Origin of the sequence: Ralstonia sp. 25mfcol4.1 (assembly GCF_900104095.1) — a bacterium.
Lineage (GTDB): Bacteria > Pseudomonadota > Gammaproteobacteria > Burkholderiales > Burkholderiaceae > Cupriavidus.
Genome location: NZ_FNJO01000005.1, coordinates 94,997 through 114,725 on the forward strand (window position 1 = coordinate 94,997; position 19,729 = coordinate 114,725).

Annotated in this window: 15 protein-coding genes; 9 read left to right on the forward strand and 6 right to left on the reverse strand. The window is 63.2% G+C overall.

What is annotated here, in order from left to right; translation table 11 throughout:
* The first annotated feature begins 27 nt into the window (after positions 1-27).
* The 8 genes from BLQ58_RS10830 to BLQ58_RS10860 all read left to right on the forward strand — a co-directional run bounded on the left by BLQ58_RS10830 (position 28) and on the right by BLQ58_RS10860 (position 12,025).
* Entirely contained in the window at positions 28-2,523 is a 2,496-nt protein-coding gene (locus tag BLQ58_RS10830) for a type VI secretion system Vgr family protein (RefSeq protein WP_029051146.1), read from the forward strand.
* 38 nt (positions 2,524-2,561) lie between these two features.
* Positions 2,562-4,460, forward strand: a complete 1,899-nt coding sequence (locus BLQ58_RS10835) for an esterase/lipase family protein (protein ID WP_049815892.1) — start codon at positions 2,562-2,564, stop codon at positions 4,458-4,460.
* Between the two features lie 98 nt (positions 4,461-4,558).
* A complete protein-coding gene (locus BLQ58_RS10840; RefSeq protein ID WP_254775894.1) occupies positions 4,559-5,557 on the forward strand; it encodes a T6SS immunity protein Tli4 family protein in 999 nt (332 codons plus the stop codon).
* A gap of 85 nt (positions 5,558-5,642) precedes the next feature.
* Positions 5,643-6,743: a T6SS immunity protein Tli4 family protein gene (locus BLQ58_RS29110; protein WP_175459884.1), complete on the forward strand. Its 1,101-nt coding sequence runs from the start codon at positions 5,643-5,645 to the stop codon at positions 6,741-6,743.
* Positions 6,744-6,854: 111 nt separating this feature from the next.
* A complete protein-coding gene (locus tag BLQ58_RS10850) occupies positions 6,855-8,162 on the forward strand; it encodes a hypothetical protein (RefSeq protein ID WP_029051327.1) in 1,308 nt (435 codons plus the stop codon).
* Positions 8,146-8,463, forward strand: coding sequence for a PAAR domain-containing protein (locus BLQ58_RS10855; RefSeq protein ID WP_092597588.1), 318 nt, complete (start codon positions 8,146-8,148; stop codon positions 8,461-8,463). The genes BLQ58_RS10850 and BLQ58_RS10855 overlap by 17 nt, the downstream gene beginning before the upstream one ends.
* Positions 8,464-8,505: 42 nt before the next feature.
* Complete coding sequence (locus BLQ58_RS29460; RefSeq protein ID WP_254775895.1) at positions 8,506-9,702, forward strand: hypothetical protein; 1,197 nt, start codon at positions 8,506-8,508, stop codon at positions 9,700-9,702.
* A gap of 1 nt (position 9,703) precedes the next feature.
* Positions 9,704-12,025, forward strand: coding sequence for an ImcF-related family protein (locus BLQ58_RS10860; RefSeq protein ID WP_254775896.1), 2,322 nt, complete (start codon positions 9,704-9,706; stop codon positions 12,023-12,025).
* A 6-nt stretch (positions 12,026-12,031) separates the two neighbouring features.
* On the opposite strand, the gene BLQ58_RS10865 is transcribed toward BLQ58_RS10860, so the two are convergent.
* Genes BLQ58_RS10865 through BLQ58_RS10875 form a run of 3 tightly spaced genes read right to left on the reverse strand, consistent with a single transcriptional unit; the run spans position 12,032 to position 15,103 of the window.
* Positions 12,032-12,883, reverse strand: coding sequence for a citryl-CoA lyase (locus BLQ58_RS10865; RefSeq protein WP_029051328.1), 852 nt, complete (start codon positions 12,881-12,883; stop codon positions 12,032-12,034).
* A complete protein-coding gene (locus tag BLQ58_RS10870) occupies positions 12,880-14,079 on the reverse strand; it encodes a CaiB/BaiF CoA transferase family protein (protein WP_029051329.1) in 1,200 nt (399 codons plus the stop codon). The genes BLQ58_RS10865 and BLQ58_RS10870 overlap by 4 nt, the downstream gene beginning before the upstream one ends.
* Positions 14,080-14,113: 34 nt before the next feature.
* Entirely contained in the window at positions 14,114-15,103 is a 990-nt protein-coding gene (locus BLQ58_RS10875; RefSeq protein ID WP_049815922.1) for a Bug family tripartite tricarboxylate transporter substrate binding protein, read from the reverse strand.
* Positions 15,104-15,370: 267 nt separating this feature from the next.
* On the opposite strand from BLQ58_RS10875, the gene BLQ58_RS10880 reads away from it, so the two are divergent.
* The gene (locus tag BLQ58_RS10880) at positions 15,371-16,021 is read left to right on the forward strand and encodes a hypothetical protein (protein WP_139186092.1); all 651 of its coding nucleotides are present in this window, start codon (positions 15,371-15,373) and stop codon (positions 16,019-16,021) included.
* A 91-nt stretch (positions 16,022-16,112) separates the two neighbouring features.
* Here the strand turns inward: BLQ58_RS10880 and BLQ58_RS10885 are convergent, their stop codons facing one another.
* The 3 genes from BLQ58_RS10885 to hpnD all read right to left on the reverse strand — a co-directional run bounded on the left by BLQ58_RS10885 (position 16,113) and on the right by hpnD (position 19,728).
* Positions 16,113-16,817: a phosphorylase gene (locus BLQ58_RS10885; protein ID WP_302847643.1), complete on the reverse strand. Its 705-nt coding sequence runs from the start codon at positions 16,815-16,817 to the stop codon at positions 16,113-16,115.
* Positions 16,805-18,805, reverse strand: a complete 2,001-nt coding sequence (gene shc / locus BLQ58_RS10890) for a squalene--hopene cyclase (protein WP_029051333.1) — start codon at positions 18,803-18,805, stop codon at positions 16,805-16,807. The genes BLQ58_RS10885 and shc overlap by 13 nt, the downstream gene beginning before the upstream one ends.
* Positions 18,806-18,879: 74 nt before the next feature.
* Positions 18,880-19,728, reverse strand: coding sequence for a presqualene diphosphate synthase HpnD (gene hpnD / locus BLQ58_RS10895; protein ID WP_029051334.1), 849 nt, complete (start codon positions 19,726-19,728; stop codon positions 18,880-18,882).
* Position 19,729 lies beyond the last annotated feature (1 nt).

A 19,729-nucleotide genomic window follows, 5' to 3' on the forward strand; every position in this document is an offset into this window, starting at 1 on the left:
TTCGTCTCAAATCACGGAGCAGGGAACATGGCTGGTGTCGTGGATACGCTCAGTACGGTTGGCAGGGCGCTGCAAGGCGCGTTGACGGGGCGGCAGTCCTATCATCTCGACGTTCCCGCCGCACCGGATGCCGCGGCATTGTCAGTGGTGTCATTCGAAGCCATTGAACGTCTGGGCGAGCCCTATCGCCTCAAGGCGGTGCTGACACATCCGCTGGAACTGGCGCGCGAAAATTACCTGCGCAAGCCGGCCACGTTCAGGGTGACGCCAGCGGACGGATCGGTGCCGCGCCTGTTCTCCGGCTGGATCTCGCAATTCTCGCGAACCAGGACCACCCGCGATTTCTGTGCCTACGAAATGGAGCTGAGGCCCACGGTGGCCTTGCTTGAATTGACCACGGCCAGTCGCATCTACCAGCAGAAGACGGCACTGCAGATCATCGAGGCCATCCTGCGTCGCCACGGCCTGGAAGGCCACCAGTTCGCGTTCCGGACGCGTCGCGAATATCCCGAGCACAAGTTCCGGCTTCAGTACCAGATGACGGACTGGGATTTCGTCCGGCTGCTCATGGAGCAGGAAGGGCTGTACAGCTACTTCGTGCCAAGCAGGTTCGGGACCCATCTTGGCGAGGTCTTTACCGTCGCCGACGATATCGACCACTACATCTATCAGCCGGCTTTGCACGTGCCGTATCGCGAGACGGCGGGTCTGGAATCCGGCGCCGAGACCGTGTTTTCGCTGCAGACCCATGCGCGGACCGTGGCGGCGTCATTCATGGCCGCCGATTACAACCCGGACCATGCCTACGAGCGGTTAAGGGACGAGGCCAATCTCGCTTTCAATGACAAGGGAAACTACGGCCAGCCCTATGTCTTCGGCACCCATCACCTGGACTGGAAAGGTGCCAGATGGGAGGCGCAGCTTCGTCATGAAGCGGCGCTGGCCGGCCAGATCGTCTACGAGGGTGAGACCAATATCCTGGAACTCTGCCCCGCGCGCATCCTGCGCATGGATGCGGTTCTGCCCGATGCGCCGCACGGACAGGTCGTTACCGAGGTCATTCACAAGGGTGGGCGGGACCAGGCCTATCGGAACACGTACAAGGCCATTCCATCGGACAGGCGCTATCGTCTACCGATCGACGAAAGGAAGTGGCCACGCATCGCCGGCACGCTGAGCGGCAGGATCAGCGCGCCAGATCGGTACAAGTACGCCTATCTGACCCGGGAGGGGCGCTACGTTGTCCGCTTCGACTTCGATTTCGACGCGTGGCGCCCAGGCGGCGAAAGCGTGCCGCTGCGACTTGCCAAGCCTTTCGCAGGCGGTCTGCAGACCGGCTTTCACTTCCCGCTGCTGGAGGGTACGGAGGTCGCCATTGCCTTCCACGACGGCAATCCGAACCGTCCCTACATCGCGCACGCCCTGCACAACAGCGTGCAGCCGGATCTCATTACCCATGAGGGCCGCTGGCCATCGCGCAATGTCATCCGTACCCAGCGGAACAACAAGCTGCGCATGGACGATTGGGAGGGCCATGAGGGCATCAAGCTGTCGACGGAATACGGCGGCAAGAGCCAGCTCAACCTTGGGTACCTCGTCGATGCGGAGAGCAAACAACGCGGGGATGGTTTTGAACTGAGGACGTCAGGGTGGGGCGCCATCCGTGCAGGCAAGGGGGTGCTGATCTCGGCGGACGATCAGCCCGCGGCGAGCGGGCAGCAACTGGAGATGGAGCGCGTCCGAAGCCTGCTGCAGCAAGCGCTGCAGTCGAGCGAAGCGCTGGCAGAAGCTGCCAGGACGGCGCAAGCGGAGGCGGCGGACTGCGCCCGCCAAAGGGCCCTGCTGGACGATACGCTGGACCAGCTCAAACGCTCAGGGCTGCTAGCCACCGCGCCGGCCGGCATGGCGCTGGCATCGGGAGCCGATCTTCAACTTTCGGCCAACGAAAATCTGATTGCGACGGCCACGAACCATGTCGACGTGAGTGCGATCAAGCGATTCACGGTGGCGGCGGGAGAGCGTATCTCCATGTTTGCCCAACGACTGGGCATCAAGCTGTTCGCCGCCAGGGGCAAGGTGGAGATACAGGCGCAGCGTGACGAAATGCGACTGATGGCGGACCAGAACATCACCGTCACCAGCGCCAACGGGCGGGTCGTGATCGAGGCCAAGGACGAGTTGCTGCTCAAGTGCGGGGGCTCGTATCTCCGCATGTCGGCGACCGGCATTGAAGACGGAACGCGCGGGGAACGCACGATCCGATCCAATGGCATGGCGCGGCAGGGGCCGGCTTCGCTGGCGCAGTCGATGAACGAAATGCCCAGGACGGCCTTCAACGACGCCTACGTGCTCCGTAACGAGATCACCGGGGACCCGTTGAGGGACCACCCTTACGAGATCCTGCGCGACGACGGGTCGCGAATCGCAGGCGTGACCGATGCATCCGGCAGGACTTCCGTCCAGAAGAACCAGGATGTCGAGCGCATCAGGATTCGGATTCTTCCTAAGGCGGGCAAGGCGTGAACCGCCTGCCCGACTGTCACCCTTCTTCTATTTGAACGATGGATAGTCCGCAAAGCACCGATCCGCAAGCTCCGGCCGATGTCTCGCATGACGGCGCCAGCCCAACCGTCCGGCTCCCCACCGGCCTTGACTTCGACGGCACGCCAGTTGCGTCCGCCGTGCTTACGCCTGACAGTGATCGGTGCGTCAAGGAAATTCACTGCGATCCGCGAACGCCCATACCGGTCATTTTTCTGCCGGGGGTGATGGGGAGTTTGTTGGCGAATAGTCAGACCGGGGAATCGGTCTGGTATCCGGCCAACATGGATGGTGTCTCCTCTAGCCTAGCGGGCTTCTTCTCTGTCCTGGCCGGGTGGTTCCGGGGTGCCGCCTCGCGCGCCGCCCGCTTCGACCCGGAGCCCGCGGTAGTGGACCCTCGTGGTCCCTTGATTTCCATCGACGAAGCCAGGCTTGGGATCGACGCCGCAGAAGCACGCCGGCGCGGCTGGAGCACCCTGCATCGCTGGAGCTATCAGCGGACGTTGGAATGGTTGCAAGTGGCGCTGAATAAACCGATGCAGTATGGCGAGCCCATTGGCGAGTGGGCGAATGGAAGCGAAGACGGTGAGAAGTCGGCCCTGAAGCCTGTACTGGGTACCCACCCGTCGGAATACGGTGGGTACGGCGCCGGTGAAGCCCTGACACTGGATTCCGAAGTATTCAAGACCTTTGTCAGCTATCGATACCCGGTCTATGCCATCGGCTACAACTTTTTGCAATCGAATGAACTTTCGGGCAGGGACGTACTTGATGGGCTTGATTTCAAGGACGAAGAAGCCCAGACGGTGACCCGCATCATGGGTATCCGCGAGATCTGCAGAGAAAACCATACGGACAAGGCCATCATCGTTACGCATTCGATGGGTGGTTTGGTGGCGCGCATGGCTGCCGTGCTATGCGGCGGCGCCGACGACATGCTTGCCGTGCTGCATGGCGCCCAGCCGGCCACGGGTGCCCCAGTGTTTGCCAGACGATTCCGTGCTGGCGGCGAGGGTAGAAGTGGGTTGGAACGGTTCATCAATCAGAGCCTGTTCGGCGCCAATGCCCGCGAATTTATTGCAGTGGCCAGCTATGCGCAAGGACCGATGGAGTTGGCACCCATGCCCGATTACAACAACGGAGAGCCGTGGTGGATCGTGGTGGATGCCAAGGGGCGTGAGCGATTGCGGTTTCCGGAAACGAGTGCGTTAGAGGATCTATATGTCAGCGATGCGCGGTATGGGTTGCTGCCAGATCCAAAGCTGCTGGATCCGGCGGGGGTGGTGGCGAAGTATCTAAAGCGAACCAAGACCAAGCTTGACGTTCATGGTTACTACAAAAGGACCATGGAATTGGTAGTGGAGAGGCAGGCAGCATTAGCAAACTCATATCACCCCAACACCGTTGCGATGTTCGGGAGTGGTGCTCTTAAATCGCCGCGATACGAAGCAGGTGAAAGGGGAGCAAAACGTGAAGTCAGCGCGTCAGAGCACGAGCTATTGACATTTGGCAAGGTTATCTGGCAGGGCGATATCCCGGAAGACGCCTCGGCTGATGAACTAAAGCGCGCGAACCTCCATAAGGACGACCACAAGGGTGTATTGAAGCTGATAGTGGGCGGGCAGACCGTCACCATGACGGCGTGGAGCGAAATGCGAGCACCTGATCCACGGAAGGATGGTCTTATGGATAACAGTGTTATTCCAGGCGATGGCACTGTGCCTGCATGGTCTGCGGAAGCACAGGCCCGTGGCGTAATTCCCGGCGTCCCGGGAAATGCCGCCAAAGGCGTGCAAATGGCATTCAGGCAGAAGGGCTACGAACACCAGTTCAGCTTCAGGCATCCGTGGACGCGGTGGGCCACGCTCTACAGCGTGGCACTGGCAGTCCATAAAGCGAAGAAGGAGGGCCGCTCATGAGAAGTTCATGCACGGCAGCATACATACTCCGCCTCATCATGGCGATCTTTGCGGTGGGATTGAGCGCTTGTGCTCCTTACCGATCCATCGAGACAAATATGAAAGAGAATCCAGTAATTGCCAACTTGAAGCCATGGTGTATTGGACGAATGATTTTCGACAGGCCGGCAGAGAGCAGCATGTCGTATGAGAAGTACACGTATGCCGGCAATGACATCGCAATAAGGCAAAACGTAAGCCAGCACACGTTTATGCGTATGGTCGAAGCGAAAGAGGCAGAGTTTAGAAGCAGAAAACGGACGTACACCATCCCTTACAAGGAAATGCTGGCTAAGGGGTTGAAATCCATGGACATCGAGACTAGCGCTCCATGGCTGGAAACAATGGCGTCACCATCGCCTCAGTCGCGGTTGTTTGTCTTCAAGAAGGATGAAGACGTTCCGAAAGACGTTTTTCAGGGTGAAGGGTACATTCTTGCTGCTACGACGCAATTGACGTTATCCGGTCTGCTGGGAAGAACTGCTATTCAGCGAGTGCTTCGCGACGATAGTGACTGGTACCGCCAGACAAGCTATCGCGAAGACTGGTCTGTTCCAACCGAACGAGGCTTTTGTATCAAAGGTGCGCTAATTGGTGGCGTGGCCCGCAGCACCGAATCTGTCGATCAAACCATCCTGCTGATGCCTGGCCGCCCTGCAACGTTCATCATCACAATGCGTAACTCATTTGACATCGATCAGCAAGCCTCCCTGCTAAAGACCGTCCCCGACCTGCGCCGGGAGTTGGATGGCCGCCTGCTGCTCAGCAAAGTGAAGGTGCTGCGCGAGCGCAAACGTGAGTTCGCCGGGATGCAGGCCGAGGAAGTGCTGCTGTCGATGAAGGAGGATGGTGTTGAGGTTTTTCGCTTCCATCTGATGGCGCCGGGCACCGAGGATGATCGTGGCCGGCCATACACGGAGATCCAGTTGGACCTGGGTGCCGAGCCCAGCGAGGACTTTCCGGCAGAACTGGCCACCTCCCCCGTAGACGAAGCCGGCGCCCTTCAGGCCTGGGACACGCTGCTCGACAGTTTCCGCCTGCGGCCTGGGGCACTTTGATGCGTTGGGTTTTGGGTTGGACGCGGTGGGCCACACTCTATCGCGTGGCACTGGTAGTCCATAAGGCGAAGAAGGAGGGCTGCTCATGAAGAACTCATTCGCTGGAGCACGCGTGTTCCGCCTCCTCTTGGCTATTTTCGCAGTGGGATTGCACGCTTGTACCCCTTATCGATCGACCGATTCTGACGTGAAAGAAAATCCAGTAATTGCCAACTTGAAACCATGGTGTGTTGGACGGCTGCTGTTCGACAGACCGGCAGAGAGCAGCATGTCGTATGAGAGGTATGAGTACAACGGTAACGCCATCGAAATAAAAGAAAACGTAAGTCAGCATGCGTTTCAGCGTCTGGTCGAATCTAGGGAGACGGAGCTGAGGAGCAGGATGCGAACCTACACCATTCCATACAAGGAGATGTTGGCTAGAGGTTTAGAGTCGATGTTTATCGAAACAGATATGCCGTGGCTGGAAAAAACGGATACGCCGTCGGTTAATTCCAGAATCTTCTTCCATAAGAAATCGGCACTGTTTCCAGATAGTGCTCTCGTACGCGAGGGATACATCCTTGCGGGTAGCAATCAGTTGGCCGTAACCGGACTACTTGATAGCAGAGACGTGCAGACATTTCTTCGGAGCGACGGCGAGTGGTACCGTCAGACCACATACCGTGGCGACTGGTCCGTCCCGACAGCACGAGGATTCTGCATAAAGGGCGCACTGATTGGCAGCACGAGAGGCGGCACGGAATCGGTCGACCAGACCATCCTGCTGATGCCTGGCCGTCCTGCAACATTCATCATCACTATGCGCAGTTCGCTAGACATCGATCAGCAAGCCTCGCTGCTCAAGACCGTCCCCGACCTGCGCCGTCAATTGGATGGCCGCCTGCTGCTCAGCAAAGTGAAAGTGCTGCGCGAGCGCAAACGTGAGTTTGCTGGGATGCAAGCGGAGGAAGTGCTGCTGTCGATGAAGGAGGATGGTGTTGAGGTTTTTCGCTTCTATCTGATGGCACCGGGTACCGAGGATGACCATGGCCGGCCATACACGACGATTCGATTGAATCTGGGAGGGATGCCTCGCGAAGGATTTCCTCCGGAGCAGGCCACCTCCCCCGTAGACGAAGCCGGCGCCCTTCAGGCCTGGGACACGCTGCTCGACAGTTTCCGCCTGCGGCCTGGAGCACTTTGATGCATCGCGATTCGGTTCGACGCAGCAGCCAAGACAGCGGACGAACACGGCAGACGCTTTCGTTCGGCGCAAACGTTTCCAGTCATTCCGCCAACGCACCGGATAATTGATATGGCCGTCGATTTCTCCTTGCTGCCTTCAGAAGAGACGTTTGAGGAAAAGCCCCCATCCTGGCGGCTCTGGGGTGTGCTGTTTGTTGTCGCGGTCCTGGTGGGTGTGGCCGCCGTCCTGCTGCTTTGGCCGGATGGCATGCCTACGGACACCTGGCGATTCTGGGCGACGTTGATCCTCTTCCCGGTTGCCATGCCGGCATTCGTCGTCCTGCGCCGGTTTGCGCGCCATGAATCGAACAGGCTCGATGCCGAGATGCGAAACGCCGCCGTCGTCGCTTTCAAAGAACAGGTGTTCAGTGCCGCGAGCATCCCGCTGGCGTTGATTGGCGCCGCGCACCGGTTTTCTGCGGATTCCAGGCAGAATTCCGCCGATGGCGTACGGGAGGGTGCGTTGCGCATCAAGACACAAAAGCCTGTTGCCTACGACACCGCGCCAGTCAAGGCGCGATGGTTCGATATGGCCGGCGTTCCGATGGAGCCCGGCACCATAAATGCGGACTTCAAGCGTGCAAGTCTATTGACGCCTTGGCTATTGGACCAGTTGCTGACCGAACTGGCTCCCCGCATCGAGGCGTTGCCGTTGGCTGTGCCACTCGACGTGCGCTTGCACGTCGTCAACGCGTTGCAGCTCGAACAGAACCGGCGGCTGTGGGACGAATGCTGGGGCGCAAGGTTCGCGCGAGCTGCGTTGGTGGAAACCCCGGCGTTGCCAGATGACCTGATGGCGCTCGACCGATGGCTGGACCGATTGCTCGCGGGCGGCGAGCCGCGAGCAACGTTGTTCGTCAGCGTTCAGCTTCGTCCCGTACTGCATGCATCGCTCCCCGATGGATCGGCAGAGGCAGGTGTTGCCGTATTGTTGATGCCCGATGCGCTGGCACAAAAGCATGGCATCCATCGTGCTGCGAGTCTGCACCGCCCGGTGCGCGGCTCGGCGATGGAACCCCAGGAAGCGTTTTCCCGCGCACTGCGTTGGGCCGGAATCGGGGCCGGTGAGTTGGCCGGCGCGTGGCAAGCCGGGCTCGATGCCAGCCAGGTGGGGGCGCTGCGACAGACGGCGATGAAGCTCGGTATGGCCTTCCATGCCACGGATCTCGACCAAACCGTGGGTCACGCAGGGGTCGCTGCCGGATGGCTCGCCCTGTCTTGCGCTGCTGCGACACTGACGGACGCGACTGCAAAGCAAGTCGTCATGGCGGGTCAGGGCACCAGCGTTGACTGCGCCGTGATGAGGCGCGATAACCGGGCGCACGGTGTGCCGGACACAGAACCCTCACGAAACGATTGCCATGACCAGACGCTATGACATTTTGCGGGGTGACGCCACGTCGTCCAGTGGAACCGTGCTGGGTGGAGACGCCAGCGACACGCTTGGTGGCCGCGAGCAAGCCTACGAAGGCGATCCTGTCTGGTGCCCGCAATGCAAGACGGTAGGGCGCATCGCATGTCAGGGGCCACGCCAATCGATGCGGAACGCGAGCGGCAGGGAGGCGGCATTGAGCGACGATATTTGCGCGTGTGGCTGTTCGCCGAGTCCCCTGCTCATTGCGTCCCAGTTCGACTCGTACACGGACGTATGGCAGACGAGTGATCGCACTTCGTCCTGAATCGTCCACAAGCCGCCCCTTCTCGCCTTTGACTTTCTATCGATGAAGAAGCTGCGAATTGATGTCCTGTCCATTCTCCTGATCGCACTGCTTGTCGGTGGTGCGATTCTTGTTTGGGGCAAGGATCTTGGCATTGAAACGGCCGAGCGCCGGAGTGAATGGCTATCCGGCGTGGCACTGGCCGCGTTGTTGCTGGCCATCGCCGTGTCATTCCAGTATGGAGTCCGCTGTATTGAAGCGATGCGACATGTCCGGGATTGGCTGAACACCCGCCAATCTAGTATGGCGGATACAACCCAGGCGGCCCTGGCGCCAAAGCGCCCGGCACCGCCAAGCCTTGCGCCGTCGCTGGCCACGTTGCGTGATGCGCTGCGCCACAAGTACGGCCTGCGCTGGCGCTATCGCCAGCCTTGGTTGCTAGTGGCGGATGCCGATGCGGGCGCTCACGCGACTGCCGCCGCGCTGCTGCCGGAACTGAAGGCACAGGGCTGGCTTATGACGCCCGATGCGGTGCTGGTGCTGGCACAGTACGACGAGGATGGTCAGCCGGATATCGCGTGGCTCCGGCAATTCCGCCGACTGCGGCGTTGGCGGCCGCTCGATGCCGTCGTCATGCTGTTCGACGAGCATACGCAAGAGGCACGCCAGGGCAGGCAGGCGCAAATCATTGCTACCTGGCGGCTACGTATTGGAGATGTCCTGCGGTGGTCCGCGCCGACATTCGCGATGCAGGTGGGGCCGGCGATTCCACTGCCTGCTGCCGAGGTGCCGCTTGTCGGTTGCGAGATTCCCGAGCGCGCCAACGCTTCGGATGTCGAAGTCGCGTTGCATGCGCTGCGGCATCGACTGGCTTGCTGGAGTCTGAATGGATGGCCGATGGATGTGTGCGCGCGCCATCTCGGCCAATTGTCCCAGGACCTGGGCGGCCAGGTCGACAAGCTGATCGCCATGTCAGCCGCTGTGGCAGGCCATGTACGGCAGCGGATGGGCGTGCGTGGCATCGTGTTCGTGCCTGTGCCCGACAAAAAGCCGCAGCGTCGGTACTGCGGCGGATTTGTCGGTGTGGCAACACATTGCCGAGGTGACGCAACGCAGGCCGGGGCGCCGCGCCGTCTGGCATCCATTGACGGTCGGAGCCGGTCTCGTATTGGCAGGCATCGGGATATGGACGGCCGGCATGATGTTCTCAAGCCTGCAGACAGACACCGATATCCGGGTTGCGCGCCAGGCCGTGCGTGACATGGAATCCGCGTCCGATGCGGCTACGCGACTGAACGCGCTGGATGTCATGCAGCAACAGATCGCGCGATACGCGTACCGCGCCGGGCACCACGCGCCCGCACTGATGCGCTTCGGCATGAATCGCGACGCCGATGTCCTGGCCGCCCTGATGCAGCCGTATGCCAGGGCCAGCCGTGAAATCCTGATCCGGCCTGTGGTGCGGGATCTCGAAGCGTCGCTGGCCGACCTGTCCCAATTGCCGACGTCTGGCCTGAGCGATGAAACGAGCAAATGGGCGCTGGCGGGCCACGACACGCTCAAGGCCTATCTGATGCTGGCGCATCCGGACCGGGTCGATCCGGCTTTCCTGGCCGGACAACTTGCGCGGCATTGGTCCACCGATGCGCGTATCGGTCCGGCGCTCAAACAGGACTATGGCGAACGATTCTCCAGATTCTTCGTCGAGCATCTGAAGGCGAATCCGGAGTGGCGCATCGCCGCAAGCGCCGAACCGATCCATGGGGCACGTCAGACGCTGTTGGCCGTCATGGGCGAGCGCAACGCCGTCGATACCATCTATCGGAACATGATTGAGGGCGTTGGCAACAAGTATCCGGATCAGACGCTGGCGTCGCTCGCCGCGGGAACGGATACGCGCGGGCTGCTGCGAAGCGACGCCGTGGTGCCTGGCGTCTTTACGCGGCAGGCCTTCGAGGGCTACGTGGCCAGCGCCATGGAGAAGGCCGCCACCGAACAGGACGTGGCGGGCGATTGGACGCTCGCGGTGGGACAGCAGTTGCCCATCGGCAAGGGCCCGGATGGAACGCCCGCAGAGATCCGCAAGGCGCTGGCAGACCGCTATTTTGCCGACTATGCCGAGCACTGGCAGCAGTTCATGAACGGGCTGCAATGGGAGCCGGCCCGAACGCTGCCCGGCGTGGCCGATCAGCTGAAGCTGATGGCTGACGCGCGCCAGTCGCCGGTCATGGCGTTGATGCGTGCGCTGGAGTACCAGGGCGGAGCCGGTACGCGAAGCGCGTCACTGTCGGACACACTGGTCAACAAGACCCGGGAAATCCTGAGCGGCAACGATCCGGCACCCGTGAAATCGAGGGCCGATCCGGACGGTCCCTTGCACGCCGCATTCGGCCCGGTGATGCGCCTTGTAGACCCGTCCCGCAATGCCGGTAGTGGTGAGTTGAGCCTGCAGCGGTTCATGGACCGCGTGACGGCGGTTCGACTCCATTTGCAGCAGATTGCCATGGCCAGCGATGTCGAGGCGCAGGCGCGCCAGATGGCGCAGGCCTTGTTTCAAGGCAAGACCTCGGAACTGGCCGACACACAAGCCTATGCGCAGCGGATGGCGGCCAGTCTCGGCGCCCAATGGGCCGGCATGGGCAACGCGCTGTTTGTGCGGCCGATTGCCCAGGCCAGCCAGGCTATCGTCCAGCCGGCGCTGGCGAGCCTGAATGAAAGCTGGCGGTTGGGTGTCGCCACGGCATGGACGCGCTCGTTCGCAGGCCGCTATCCGTTCTTCGACACGGAAAACGACGCGTCGCTAGCGGAACTGGCGCGCTTTCTGCGGCCGCAGGGTGGGCTGATCCCCGCATTCTTGTCGACCCAGCTTGCCGGGGTGCTGGAACTGCGAGGCGATGAATGGCTGCCTACCACGACAGGCGGGCAGTCGCTCGCATTCGATCCGGAGTTTCTGCGGCGTATCAACACGTTGCAGCGCATCGCCACGCACATGCTTGCACAGGGGGAACCGCGCTACCGCTTCCATCTCAAGCCGATCCCGACACCGGGCCTGACCGATACGCTACTGATCGTCGACAACCGGGCGCTGCGTTACTTCAATCAGAAGGAAGCCTGGATGTCCATGCACTGGCCATCCGACAATCTGCAGGAGCCAGGCACCCGCTTGCAGTGGCAGACCGAGACGGCTGGAACGAGCAAGAATCATGAGTTTGCCGGCGCCTGGGGTTTCGTGCGGATGCTGGAGCGGGCGAGCGTCACGCCCGTCGATAGCGCAACTTTCCAGTTGAGCTGGCAGGCGGTTGCGGACGCTCAGGCGTCGCCCGTATCGCCGGCTCCGACCGCGCGTTCGGTGGCCGAAACCGGCGTACGCGGTGATGGAGCCGGTAACAATGAAAGCCTGAACGCTCGCCTGCCGCGTGTAGCGGCGCCAGCGGCAATGACTGATCCGATTCGCTACCTGCTGCGTTCGGAAGTTGGCCATGGACCGCTGGAAATGCTATGGCTGCGCAACTTCGTATTGCCTGCGCGCATCTTCAAGGATCGGGCGCCGGCGGTGGCGGGAACGCCAGCGTCTCGCGCGTAGCAGCCGTCAGGCTGCAGCGTCCCCCGTCGGCACATCCCGCTGCGGGTGGCCGTCGTACGTCCACAGGAACTGACGGGGGATCGGGCCCTTGTTGCGGCCCCCCTGCTGGGTCTGTTCCCAGGCGTGCGACAGGATGCCCACTGAGCGCGACAGGCAGAACAGGCCGCGTGCCAGCGGTGCCGGGAACCCCAGTTCCGCGTAGATGACGGCGGTGGCGCCATCGATGTTCATCGGGATTGCCTTGTCGCGGCCTTCGCCCAGCTTCTTTTCCACGGCACGTGCGATGGCGGCATAGCGGCCCGAGACAACGCCCGCGTCGGCGGCCTGGTCCACCAGCGCCAGCAGTCGCGGGGCGCGCGGGTCCAGGGGGTGGAAGCGGTGGCCGAAGCCCGACACGAACTTGCCGTGCAGGTCTCGGTAGTTTGCCAGGCCAGCGGCCACGGCGTCGTCGAACGGCACACCTTCGTCGAAGCGCCGCGCGATGTCCTGGTACAGCTCCACGGCCTGCTCGCCGGCGCCGCCATGCACGTCGCCCAGGACGTTGACGGCTGAAGCCATCGCGTTGTTCAGCCCCACGCCGCAGGTGGCGGCCATGCGGGCGATGGCGATGCTGGGTGCCTGCGGACCATGGTCGACGGCAGCCATCAGGGCCGCGTCAAGCAATTCGCCCTGGCGCTTCTCGGGCAGTTCGCCGCGCAGCATCAGCCAGATCATCTGGGCAAACGACACATTGCCGATCAGCTGCTCGATCGGGTAGCCGCTGTAGCGGATCTCGCCGGGCTTCATGTCGATGATCTTCGTGCGCCACCAGTCCTGCGAGGCCTGCCGGCCCGCGTCCATCGGAAATGCTTCGCTCATAGTGCGCGCTCCTGTTTCAGGGTGGCGATGTCGTCTGCCGCGTAGCCGAGTTCGCCAAGAATGTCGTCGGTATGCTGGCCCAGTTGCGGCGGCGGGGTATCCACCGACGGTGCCGTGCCATTGACCTTGAAGCCCGTGCCGACCAGGCGGATGTCGCGGCCCACGCCGGGCACGTTGGCAAAGTCGCCGATCATGCCGCGATCTCGTACCTGCGGATGCGCGAGCACGTCCGGCACCTTCAGGACCGGGCCGGCGGGGACGCCGGCCTCGTTCAGCAACTGCCACCATTCCGTGGCGGGCTTCTTCGCCAGCTCGGCTTCGAGTTCGGCGGTCAGCGCGGCGCGATTGGCCAGGCGCGACTGGCGCTCGGCAAAACGCGGGTCGCCGGCCAGGTCGGGACGGCCCACCACGCGGCACACGGCCTCGAACTGTTCCTGCTTATTGGCCGCGATATTGAGCGGGCCGTCGCCGGTGCGGAACGTGCCCGAAGGGCTGGCAGTCATGTTCTCGTTGCCCATCGGCACCGGGTCCTTGCCGGCAACCAGGTGGTTCGACACCACCCAGCCCATGGTGGCCATGGTCGCTTCGAGCATCGACACGTCGAGGAAATAGCCCTCGGTGCGGTCGCGGTCGGCCAGCGACGCCGCAATCGCGAACGCGGCCGTCATGCCGCCGATGGTGTCGGAAACCGGATAGCCCACGCGAAGCGGCGCGCTGTCCTTGTCGCCGGTGATGCTCATCACGCCTGACATGCCCTGGATGATCTGGTCGTAGGCCGGCAGGTCGGACAGCGGGCCGTCCTGGCCGAAGCCCGAGATCGCGCAATAGATCAGGCGGGGATTCACCAGCTTCAGCTCGTCGTAGCCCAGGCCAAGCCGGGTCATCACGCCGGGGCGGAAGTTCTCCACGACCACGTCGGCGCTCTGTACCAGCTTGCGGAAGACTTCCTTGCCGCGTGCGTGCTTGAGGTTGATCGTGATCGATCGCTTGCCGGGGTTCTGTGCCAGGAATGACACCCCCATCAGGTTACGGTTAAGTTCGGCGTCGGCGCCCAACTGGCGCGCCAGGTCGCCAGTACCCGGCGTTTCCACCTTGATGACCTCGGCGCCCATATGGGCCAGCTGGTGGCAGCAGAAGGGCCCGGCCAGCACGTTGGTGAGGTCGAGCACGCGGATATTGCGAAGCGGCTTGTACATACAGTCCTGCCAGGAAATGGTTAGTCGGCGCGGATCAATCGACGCGAGCGCCCGATTCCTTGACGATCGCGCCCCAGCGCGTGTTCTCGCTCTTGATGAAGGTGGCCAGTTCCGCCGCCGTGCCGCCGCGCGGCTCGCTGCCTTCGTCATGCAGCTTGGCGATCGTGTCCTTGTCCTTCAGCGCCTTGTTGACTTCGGCGTTGAGCTTGGCCACCACGTCGGCCGGCGTGCCGGCGGGTGCCACCAGTGCCTTCCAGTCCTCGGCCTGGAACCCGGCATAACCTTGTTCCGCCACGGTCGGCACGTTGGGCAGCAGCGCCACGCGCTTGGCCGACGTCACCGCCAGCGCGCGCAGCTTGCCGGCCTTGATCATCGGCATGGCGATGGGCGGCGTGGCGAAGTAGAAATCGGTCTGGCCGCCCATCAGGTCGGTCAGCGCGGGCGATGCACCCTTGTACGGCACGTGAAGCGCCTTGATACCGGCGCGGCGCTGGAACATCTCGCCGGTCAGGTGGCCCACGGTGCCGGTGCCGGCCGATGCCATCGACAGCTGCTTGGTCTTGGCGGCGTTCACCAGATCGGCCAGCGTCTTGTACGGCGCGTCCTGGCGCACGATCAGCACCACCGGCTGCGCGGCAACCAGCGCGACGGGTGTGAAGTCCTTCACCGCGTCATAGGGCATCTTGGGGTACAGCGTCGGGTTGATCGCCAGGTTGGCGGTCTGGCCCATGCCGATGGTATAGCCGTCGTTCTTCGCCTTGGCCACGAGGTCCAGGCCAATATTGCCGCCCGCGCCGGCACGGTTTTCTACCACCACGGTCCATTTGGTGGCCACGCCCACCTTGTTGAACACCAGGCGCGACAGCACGTCAGTGCCGCCCGCCGGCGGGAACGGCACCACCAGGCGGATGGGCTGCGCAGGGTAGGCTTCGGCGGCCATGACGGGGGCGGCCAGCAGCGCCGGGGCGGCGGCAATGGCCAGCAACGTGTAGGTAAACTTGCGGCGCAAGGGCAGACGGGTCATGCTTGTCTCCATTTTCTTGTGTTCTATTGTACAGAACAACGATCTTAAAGAAGGAATGATTGTGAGAATAGGAGCGATGGGGAGGGCTGTCAAGCGGGGATGGGAGCGGGGCGGGGGCGGCGCAGAGGAGCCACCGATAACGGCGATTGCGCACGGCGCTCCAATTTCGTTGTTTGCCGATCGAACCTGGGGCGGACTGTCGATAGGCTTTCAAGATTTGTGCCGGGCTCGTATCACGGCACACAACGAAGAAGAGGCCATCTATCCATGCAACGACCCGTCGCACGTACAAAACACTCTCGGCGCCAATTCCTGATGCTCTCCGTTTTGCCCTTATTGGGAGCATCGGGTTGTGCAACGAAGGCGCTGTTAGAGACCGCGCGGAGCCCGGATACCTACGAGTACAAGGAGGTTATCGATCAGGTCATGATGACCGAGGACGGGCGGAAGCTTGTGGTGATAGGGCCAAAGTTCCACTACATCTTCGATGTCAAGCCGCAATTTTCTAAGATCCTGCGTTCGCCGCTACAGGAAAAGCTGACTGCCGGGATTTCCGACTTTTTTGTCAGAGAGGATGCCTCGGTGTCTGGCAATGTCGTGCTGACATTGAAAGATGCTAACGATGAGGAATTCGCGCAGGCCGAATCGCTTGGGTTCACGGGGTCCAAGACGGAAGCGCGATTGCGCTATGACCTCAGGGGCAAACGCTACTCAGCGAGCGGTTTTGACATGCCAGCCGGTTTGAAGCAGTTAAACCGCTCCTATGAGGTCTCAGTGGTGGAGTTGCACAAGGGACTGAAGCAGGCGATGGTTCTTTTGACTCCGCTCACCGTGGCGGCTGACGGTGTCATTGTGCTGGCCGCCATTCCGCTGCTGTCGATCTGGCTGCTTTCAGCGGGGAGCGTCCGGATCATGTGATGCAGGTCTGCGACAGGACGTTGTATGGCTGCCAAGGGCGTGGCTACTGCCTAGGCTGAATCGGGGCGCAATGCGCGCCCATCGCACTTTGCTAAACAGCTATCACCGCCGGCAGCGCAAAGCCCGCACCCACTGCTTTGCGGGCCTCCGCCAACGCCTTCTTCGCAATCGAAGCGTCGCGTCCCAGCCGCAGCAGGCCGCCGAGCTGGTGCGGTGCCTTGAGCAGTCCGAGGATGACTGCCCCGACGTCGGTACTGCCGTCTTCGGCCATGCCGGCGAATGCCAGCGGCGGCACGGCGCGGTCGGCGGGGTCGATCACCACGCGCAGCGCGGCGAACGGGATGCCCAGCGTCTGGGCGGCGCGTGCGGCGATATGCGATTCCATGTCGACGGCAAGGGCGCCGTGCGAATTATGAAGCGCGGTCTTGTCCGCCACGGTCAGCACGGGCGTGTCTGAGCCGGCCAGCAGGCCGCTTTCGGCGTGAGGCAGGGCACGTCGCAACGCGGCAGTCCAGTAGGGCGCCGTGCTATACGACGTCTGACCGTTGCGCACGGCCGTGGCGACGATGACGGCGCCCGGCGGCAACGTGGGATCGAGTCCGCCGGCTACGCCGAAGCTGATGACGCCGGCGCAGCCCTGCATCAGTCGGATGTCCAGCGCACGCGCCAGCATCACGCCGCGCTGGCCGTACAGCGTCTGCACATCGGGGCCGGCCGCGATGCGGGCTTCGAAATCCATCCCGCAGACCACCAGTACCGGCGATTGCGGGGACGCCGTGGCGCTCACAGGCCCCAGGCCACGGCGTGGTTGCCGTCGCGTAGCAGGTTGCGGAAGCGCGCCAGCGCCCAGAGCGGGAAAAACCGCGAATAGCCGTGGTAACGCAGATAGAACACGCGCGGGAAGCCTACCGCCGTGAAGTACGGCTCGTCCCACAAGCCGTGGCTGGCCTGGGTGCGCAGCAGGTATTCCACGCCGCGCGCCACGGCCGGGTGATCGCCGGCGCCGGCAGCCATCATGCCCAGCATGGCCCACGCGGTCTGCGATGCGGTGCTGGGTGCCTTCTCGTAGCCATGGTACTCGAGCTTGTAGCTGTCACCCGATTCGCCCCAGCCGCCATCGGCGTTCTGGATTGACGCCAGCCACTGCGCGGCGCGCTGCATCTCGGGCGCGCCGGCGCCGATGCCGGCCGCGTTGAGGCCGCACAGCGCGCTCCACGTGCCGTAGATATAGTTGGTGCCCCAGCGGCCAAACCAGCTGCCGTCCGCCTCCTGCTCGTCGAGCACGTAGCGCAGCGCGCGTGCCGCCGGTTCGCTATTGGCCGGCATCTGGCCCAACTGGCACAGCATGGCCAGGCAGCGCGCCGATACATCGGCGGTGGGCGGGTCCAGCAGCGCGCCGTGATCGGCGAACGGGATGTTGTTCAGGTAGAGATGGGTGTTCTCGGGCTCGAACGCGCCCCAGCCGCCGTTGCTGCTTTGCATGCCGATGACCCACTCGCAGGCGCGCGCGATGGCGGGCGTGTAGCGGTTCGAGCAGTCGCCGCGCTCGGCACGGTCCATCGCGGCGGCCACCACGGCCGTGTCGTCCACGTCGGGGTAATGCGCATTGTTGTACTGGAAGGCCCAGCCGCCGGGCCGGACGTTCAGGCGCCGCACGGTCCAGTCGCCGCGCAATTCCAGTTCCTGCAGCGGCACCAGCCAGTCCAGCCCGCGCGATGCCGCGGCAATGGCGCGCGGCTCGCCCACTTCCAGCAGGGCGTGGGCCGCCAGCGAGGTGTCCCAAACCGGCGACAGGCATGGCTGGCAGTAGGCTTCGTCGTCACGCACCACCAGCAGCTTGTCGATGGACTTGCGGGCAATGGCCCGGTCGGGATCGTCGGGTGGCACGCCCAGTACGTCGAACATCAGCACCGAGTTGACCATCGCCGGGAAGATCGCACCCAGGCCGTCCTCGCCGTTCAGGCGCTCGACGGTAAAGGCACGGGCGCGCTCGATGGCGCGCTGGCGCATGCTGCGGGGAAATAGCGGTTCGGCCACGCGTACCACGGCATCCAGCACGCGGAACACGCCTACCCACAACGGGCTTTGGTGCGGCGCGCGGCGCGGCAGGCGCGCCGCCTGGCACGGCCGCACGAACAGTTCATCGATGCCGATGTTGCGGGGGTTGCGCGCCTGCGGCCGCAGGCTGTTCAGCACCAGCAGTGGCACGATGACCGTGCGCGCCCAGTACGAGACCTTCGACAGATGGAACGGAAACCATTCGGGCAGCAGCATGATTTCCACGGGCATCATCGGCACGGCCTGCCACGGCATCACGCCGTACAGCGCCAGCAGCGTGCGCGTGAAGACGTTGCTTTCCTCGGCGCCGCCCATCGCGTGGATGCGGCCGCGTGCCCGGCGCATATGCTCGGCCTCGGGGTCGTCGCCGGCCATCTTCAGGGCGAAGTACGCCTTGACGCTGGCGCTGACGTCGGAGCTGCCCTCGTGGAACAGCGGCCAGCCGCCGTCGGCATTCTGGATGCGGCGCAGGTAGCTGGCGATCTTGCCTTCCAGTGCCAGGTCGGGCGTCTCGCCCAGGAAGTGCACCATCAGGATGTACTCGGCCGGGATGGTGGCATCGGCTTCGAGTTCGTAGACCCAGTGGCCGTCGGCCTGCTGCTGCGCCAGCAGCGCATCGACGGCATGCGCGATGCCGTCGTCGAGCGGGTCGGGCAGGGACGCCTCGGTGGAGCGCCGGTTCAGCGCGTCGTCATGAGGGCGGGTGATCGTTGCAGCCTGGTTCATCAATTCGGGGGCACTTCTCTCATGGCGATGCGGCGGCCGCGGCCGCGTGCATCACATCGGCAGAAAACATCGGGTCATGCAATGGCATGCCGCAGCACGATCCAGGCAAGCTTGGCCTTGTTGACGCGCACCCGCGTGCGCGGGGCCAGCCAGCCACGGGCCAGCAGGCGCGTCAGGATCTCGTGATAGACCTCGTACATGATGCGCGGCGAACGCACCACGCGCGACGGGCAGCGTGCCATGATGGCGGCCGATGCGTCGTAATGGGCCTGGGCGTCGCGGGCAATGCCGCGGCAGACCACATCGATCGACGGATGATCGATCACCGCGCGTGGCGTGCCGGCCGGAATGCCGGCGGCGGCCAGCGCCTCGGCAGGCAGGTAGAGCCGGCCGATTTCGGCGTCTTCGTCCAGGTCGCGCAGGATGTTGGTCAGTTGCAGCGCGCGGCCCAGGTGATGGGCCAGCTCGATGCCCGGTTGTTCGTCCAGGCCGAACACGCGTACCGCCAGGCGGCCAACCGCGCTGGCGACGCGGTCGCAATACAGGTCCAGCGTGGCCGCGTCGGGCGCCACGATCGTGCTGACGACATCCATGATCATGCCGTCGATGACGGCGTGGAAGTCCTGCTGCTGCAGGTTGAATTCCTTGATCTGCTCGTCGAGCGAGCGCAGCGCGGCGGGCGCGTTGCCCGCGTAGCAGGCCGCGATGTCCGCGCGCCAGTCTTCCAGTGCTGCCAGGCGGTCGGCGTGCTGGGTATCGCCATCGGCGATGTCGTCCACGGCGCGGCAGAACGCGTAGATCTCGAACATGGCCTGCCGCTGCGAGGGCGGCAGGATCCGCATGGCGGTATGGAACGAGCTACCGGAAGACACGGCGGGTCCGGCGAGCGGAGCGCCAGGCGTTGCGATTTCAGTACCGGCCACA

Bases quoted from the DNA above. Each gene is read 5' to 3' on its own strand.
- BLQ58_RS10830 (WP_029051146.1), top strand. From the start codon at position 28: ATGGCTGGTGTCGTGGATACGCTCAGTACGGTTGGCAGGGCGCTGCAA.
- BLQ58_RS10835 (WP_049815892.1), top strand. From the start codon at position 2,562: ATGGATAGTCCGCAAAGCACCGATCCGCAAGCTCCGGCCGATGTCTCG.
- BLQ58_RS10840 (WP_254775894.1), top strand. From the start codon at position 4,559: ATGAAAGAGAATCCAGTAATTGCCAACTTGAAGCCATGGTGTATTGGA.
- BLQ58_RS29110 (WP_175459884.1), top strand. From the start codon at position 5,643: ATGAAGAACTCATTCGCTGGAGCACGCGTGTTCCGCCTCCTCTTGGCT.
- BLQ58_RS10850 (WP_029051327.1), top strand. From the start codon at position 6,855: ATGGCCGTCGATTTCTCCTTGCTGCCTTCAGAAGAGACGTTTGAGGAA.
- BLQ58_RS10855 (WP_092597588.1), top strand. From the start codon at position 8,146: ATGACCAGACGCTATGACATTTTGCGGGGTGACGCCACGTCGTCCAGT.
- BLQ58_RS29460 (WP_254775895.1), top strand. From the start codon at position 8,506: ATGAAGAAGCTGCGAATTGATGTCCTGTCCATTCTCCTGATCGCACTG.
- BLQ58_RS10860 (WP_254775896.1), top strand. From the start codon at position 9,704: ATGGAATCCGCGTCCGATGCGGCTACGCGACTGAACGCGCTGGATGTC.
- BLQ58_RS10865 (WP_029051328.1), bottom strand. From the start codon at position 12,883: ATGAGCGAAGCATTTCCGATGGACGCGGGCCGGCAGGCCTCGCAGGAC.
- BLQ58_RS10870 (WP_029051329.1), bottom strand. From the start codon at position 14,079: ATGTACAAGCCGCTTCGCAATATCCGCGTGCTCGACCTCACCAACGTG.
- BLQ58_RS10875 (WP_049815922.1), bottom strand. From the start codon at position 15,103: ATGACCCGTCTGCCCTTGCGCCGCAAGTTTACCTACACGTTGCTGGCC.
- BLQ58_RS10880 (WP_139186092.1), top strand. From the start codon at position 15,371: ATGCAACGACCCGTCGCACGTACAAAACACTCTCGGCGCCAATTCCTG.
- shc (WP_029051333.1), bottom strand. From the start codon at position 18,805: ATGAACCAGGCTGCAACGATCACCCGCCCTCATGACGACGCGCTGAAC.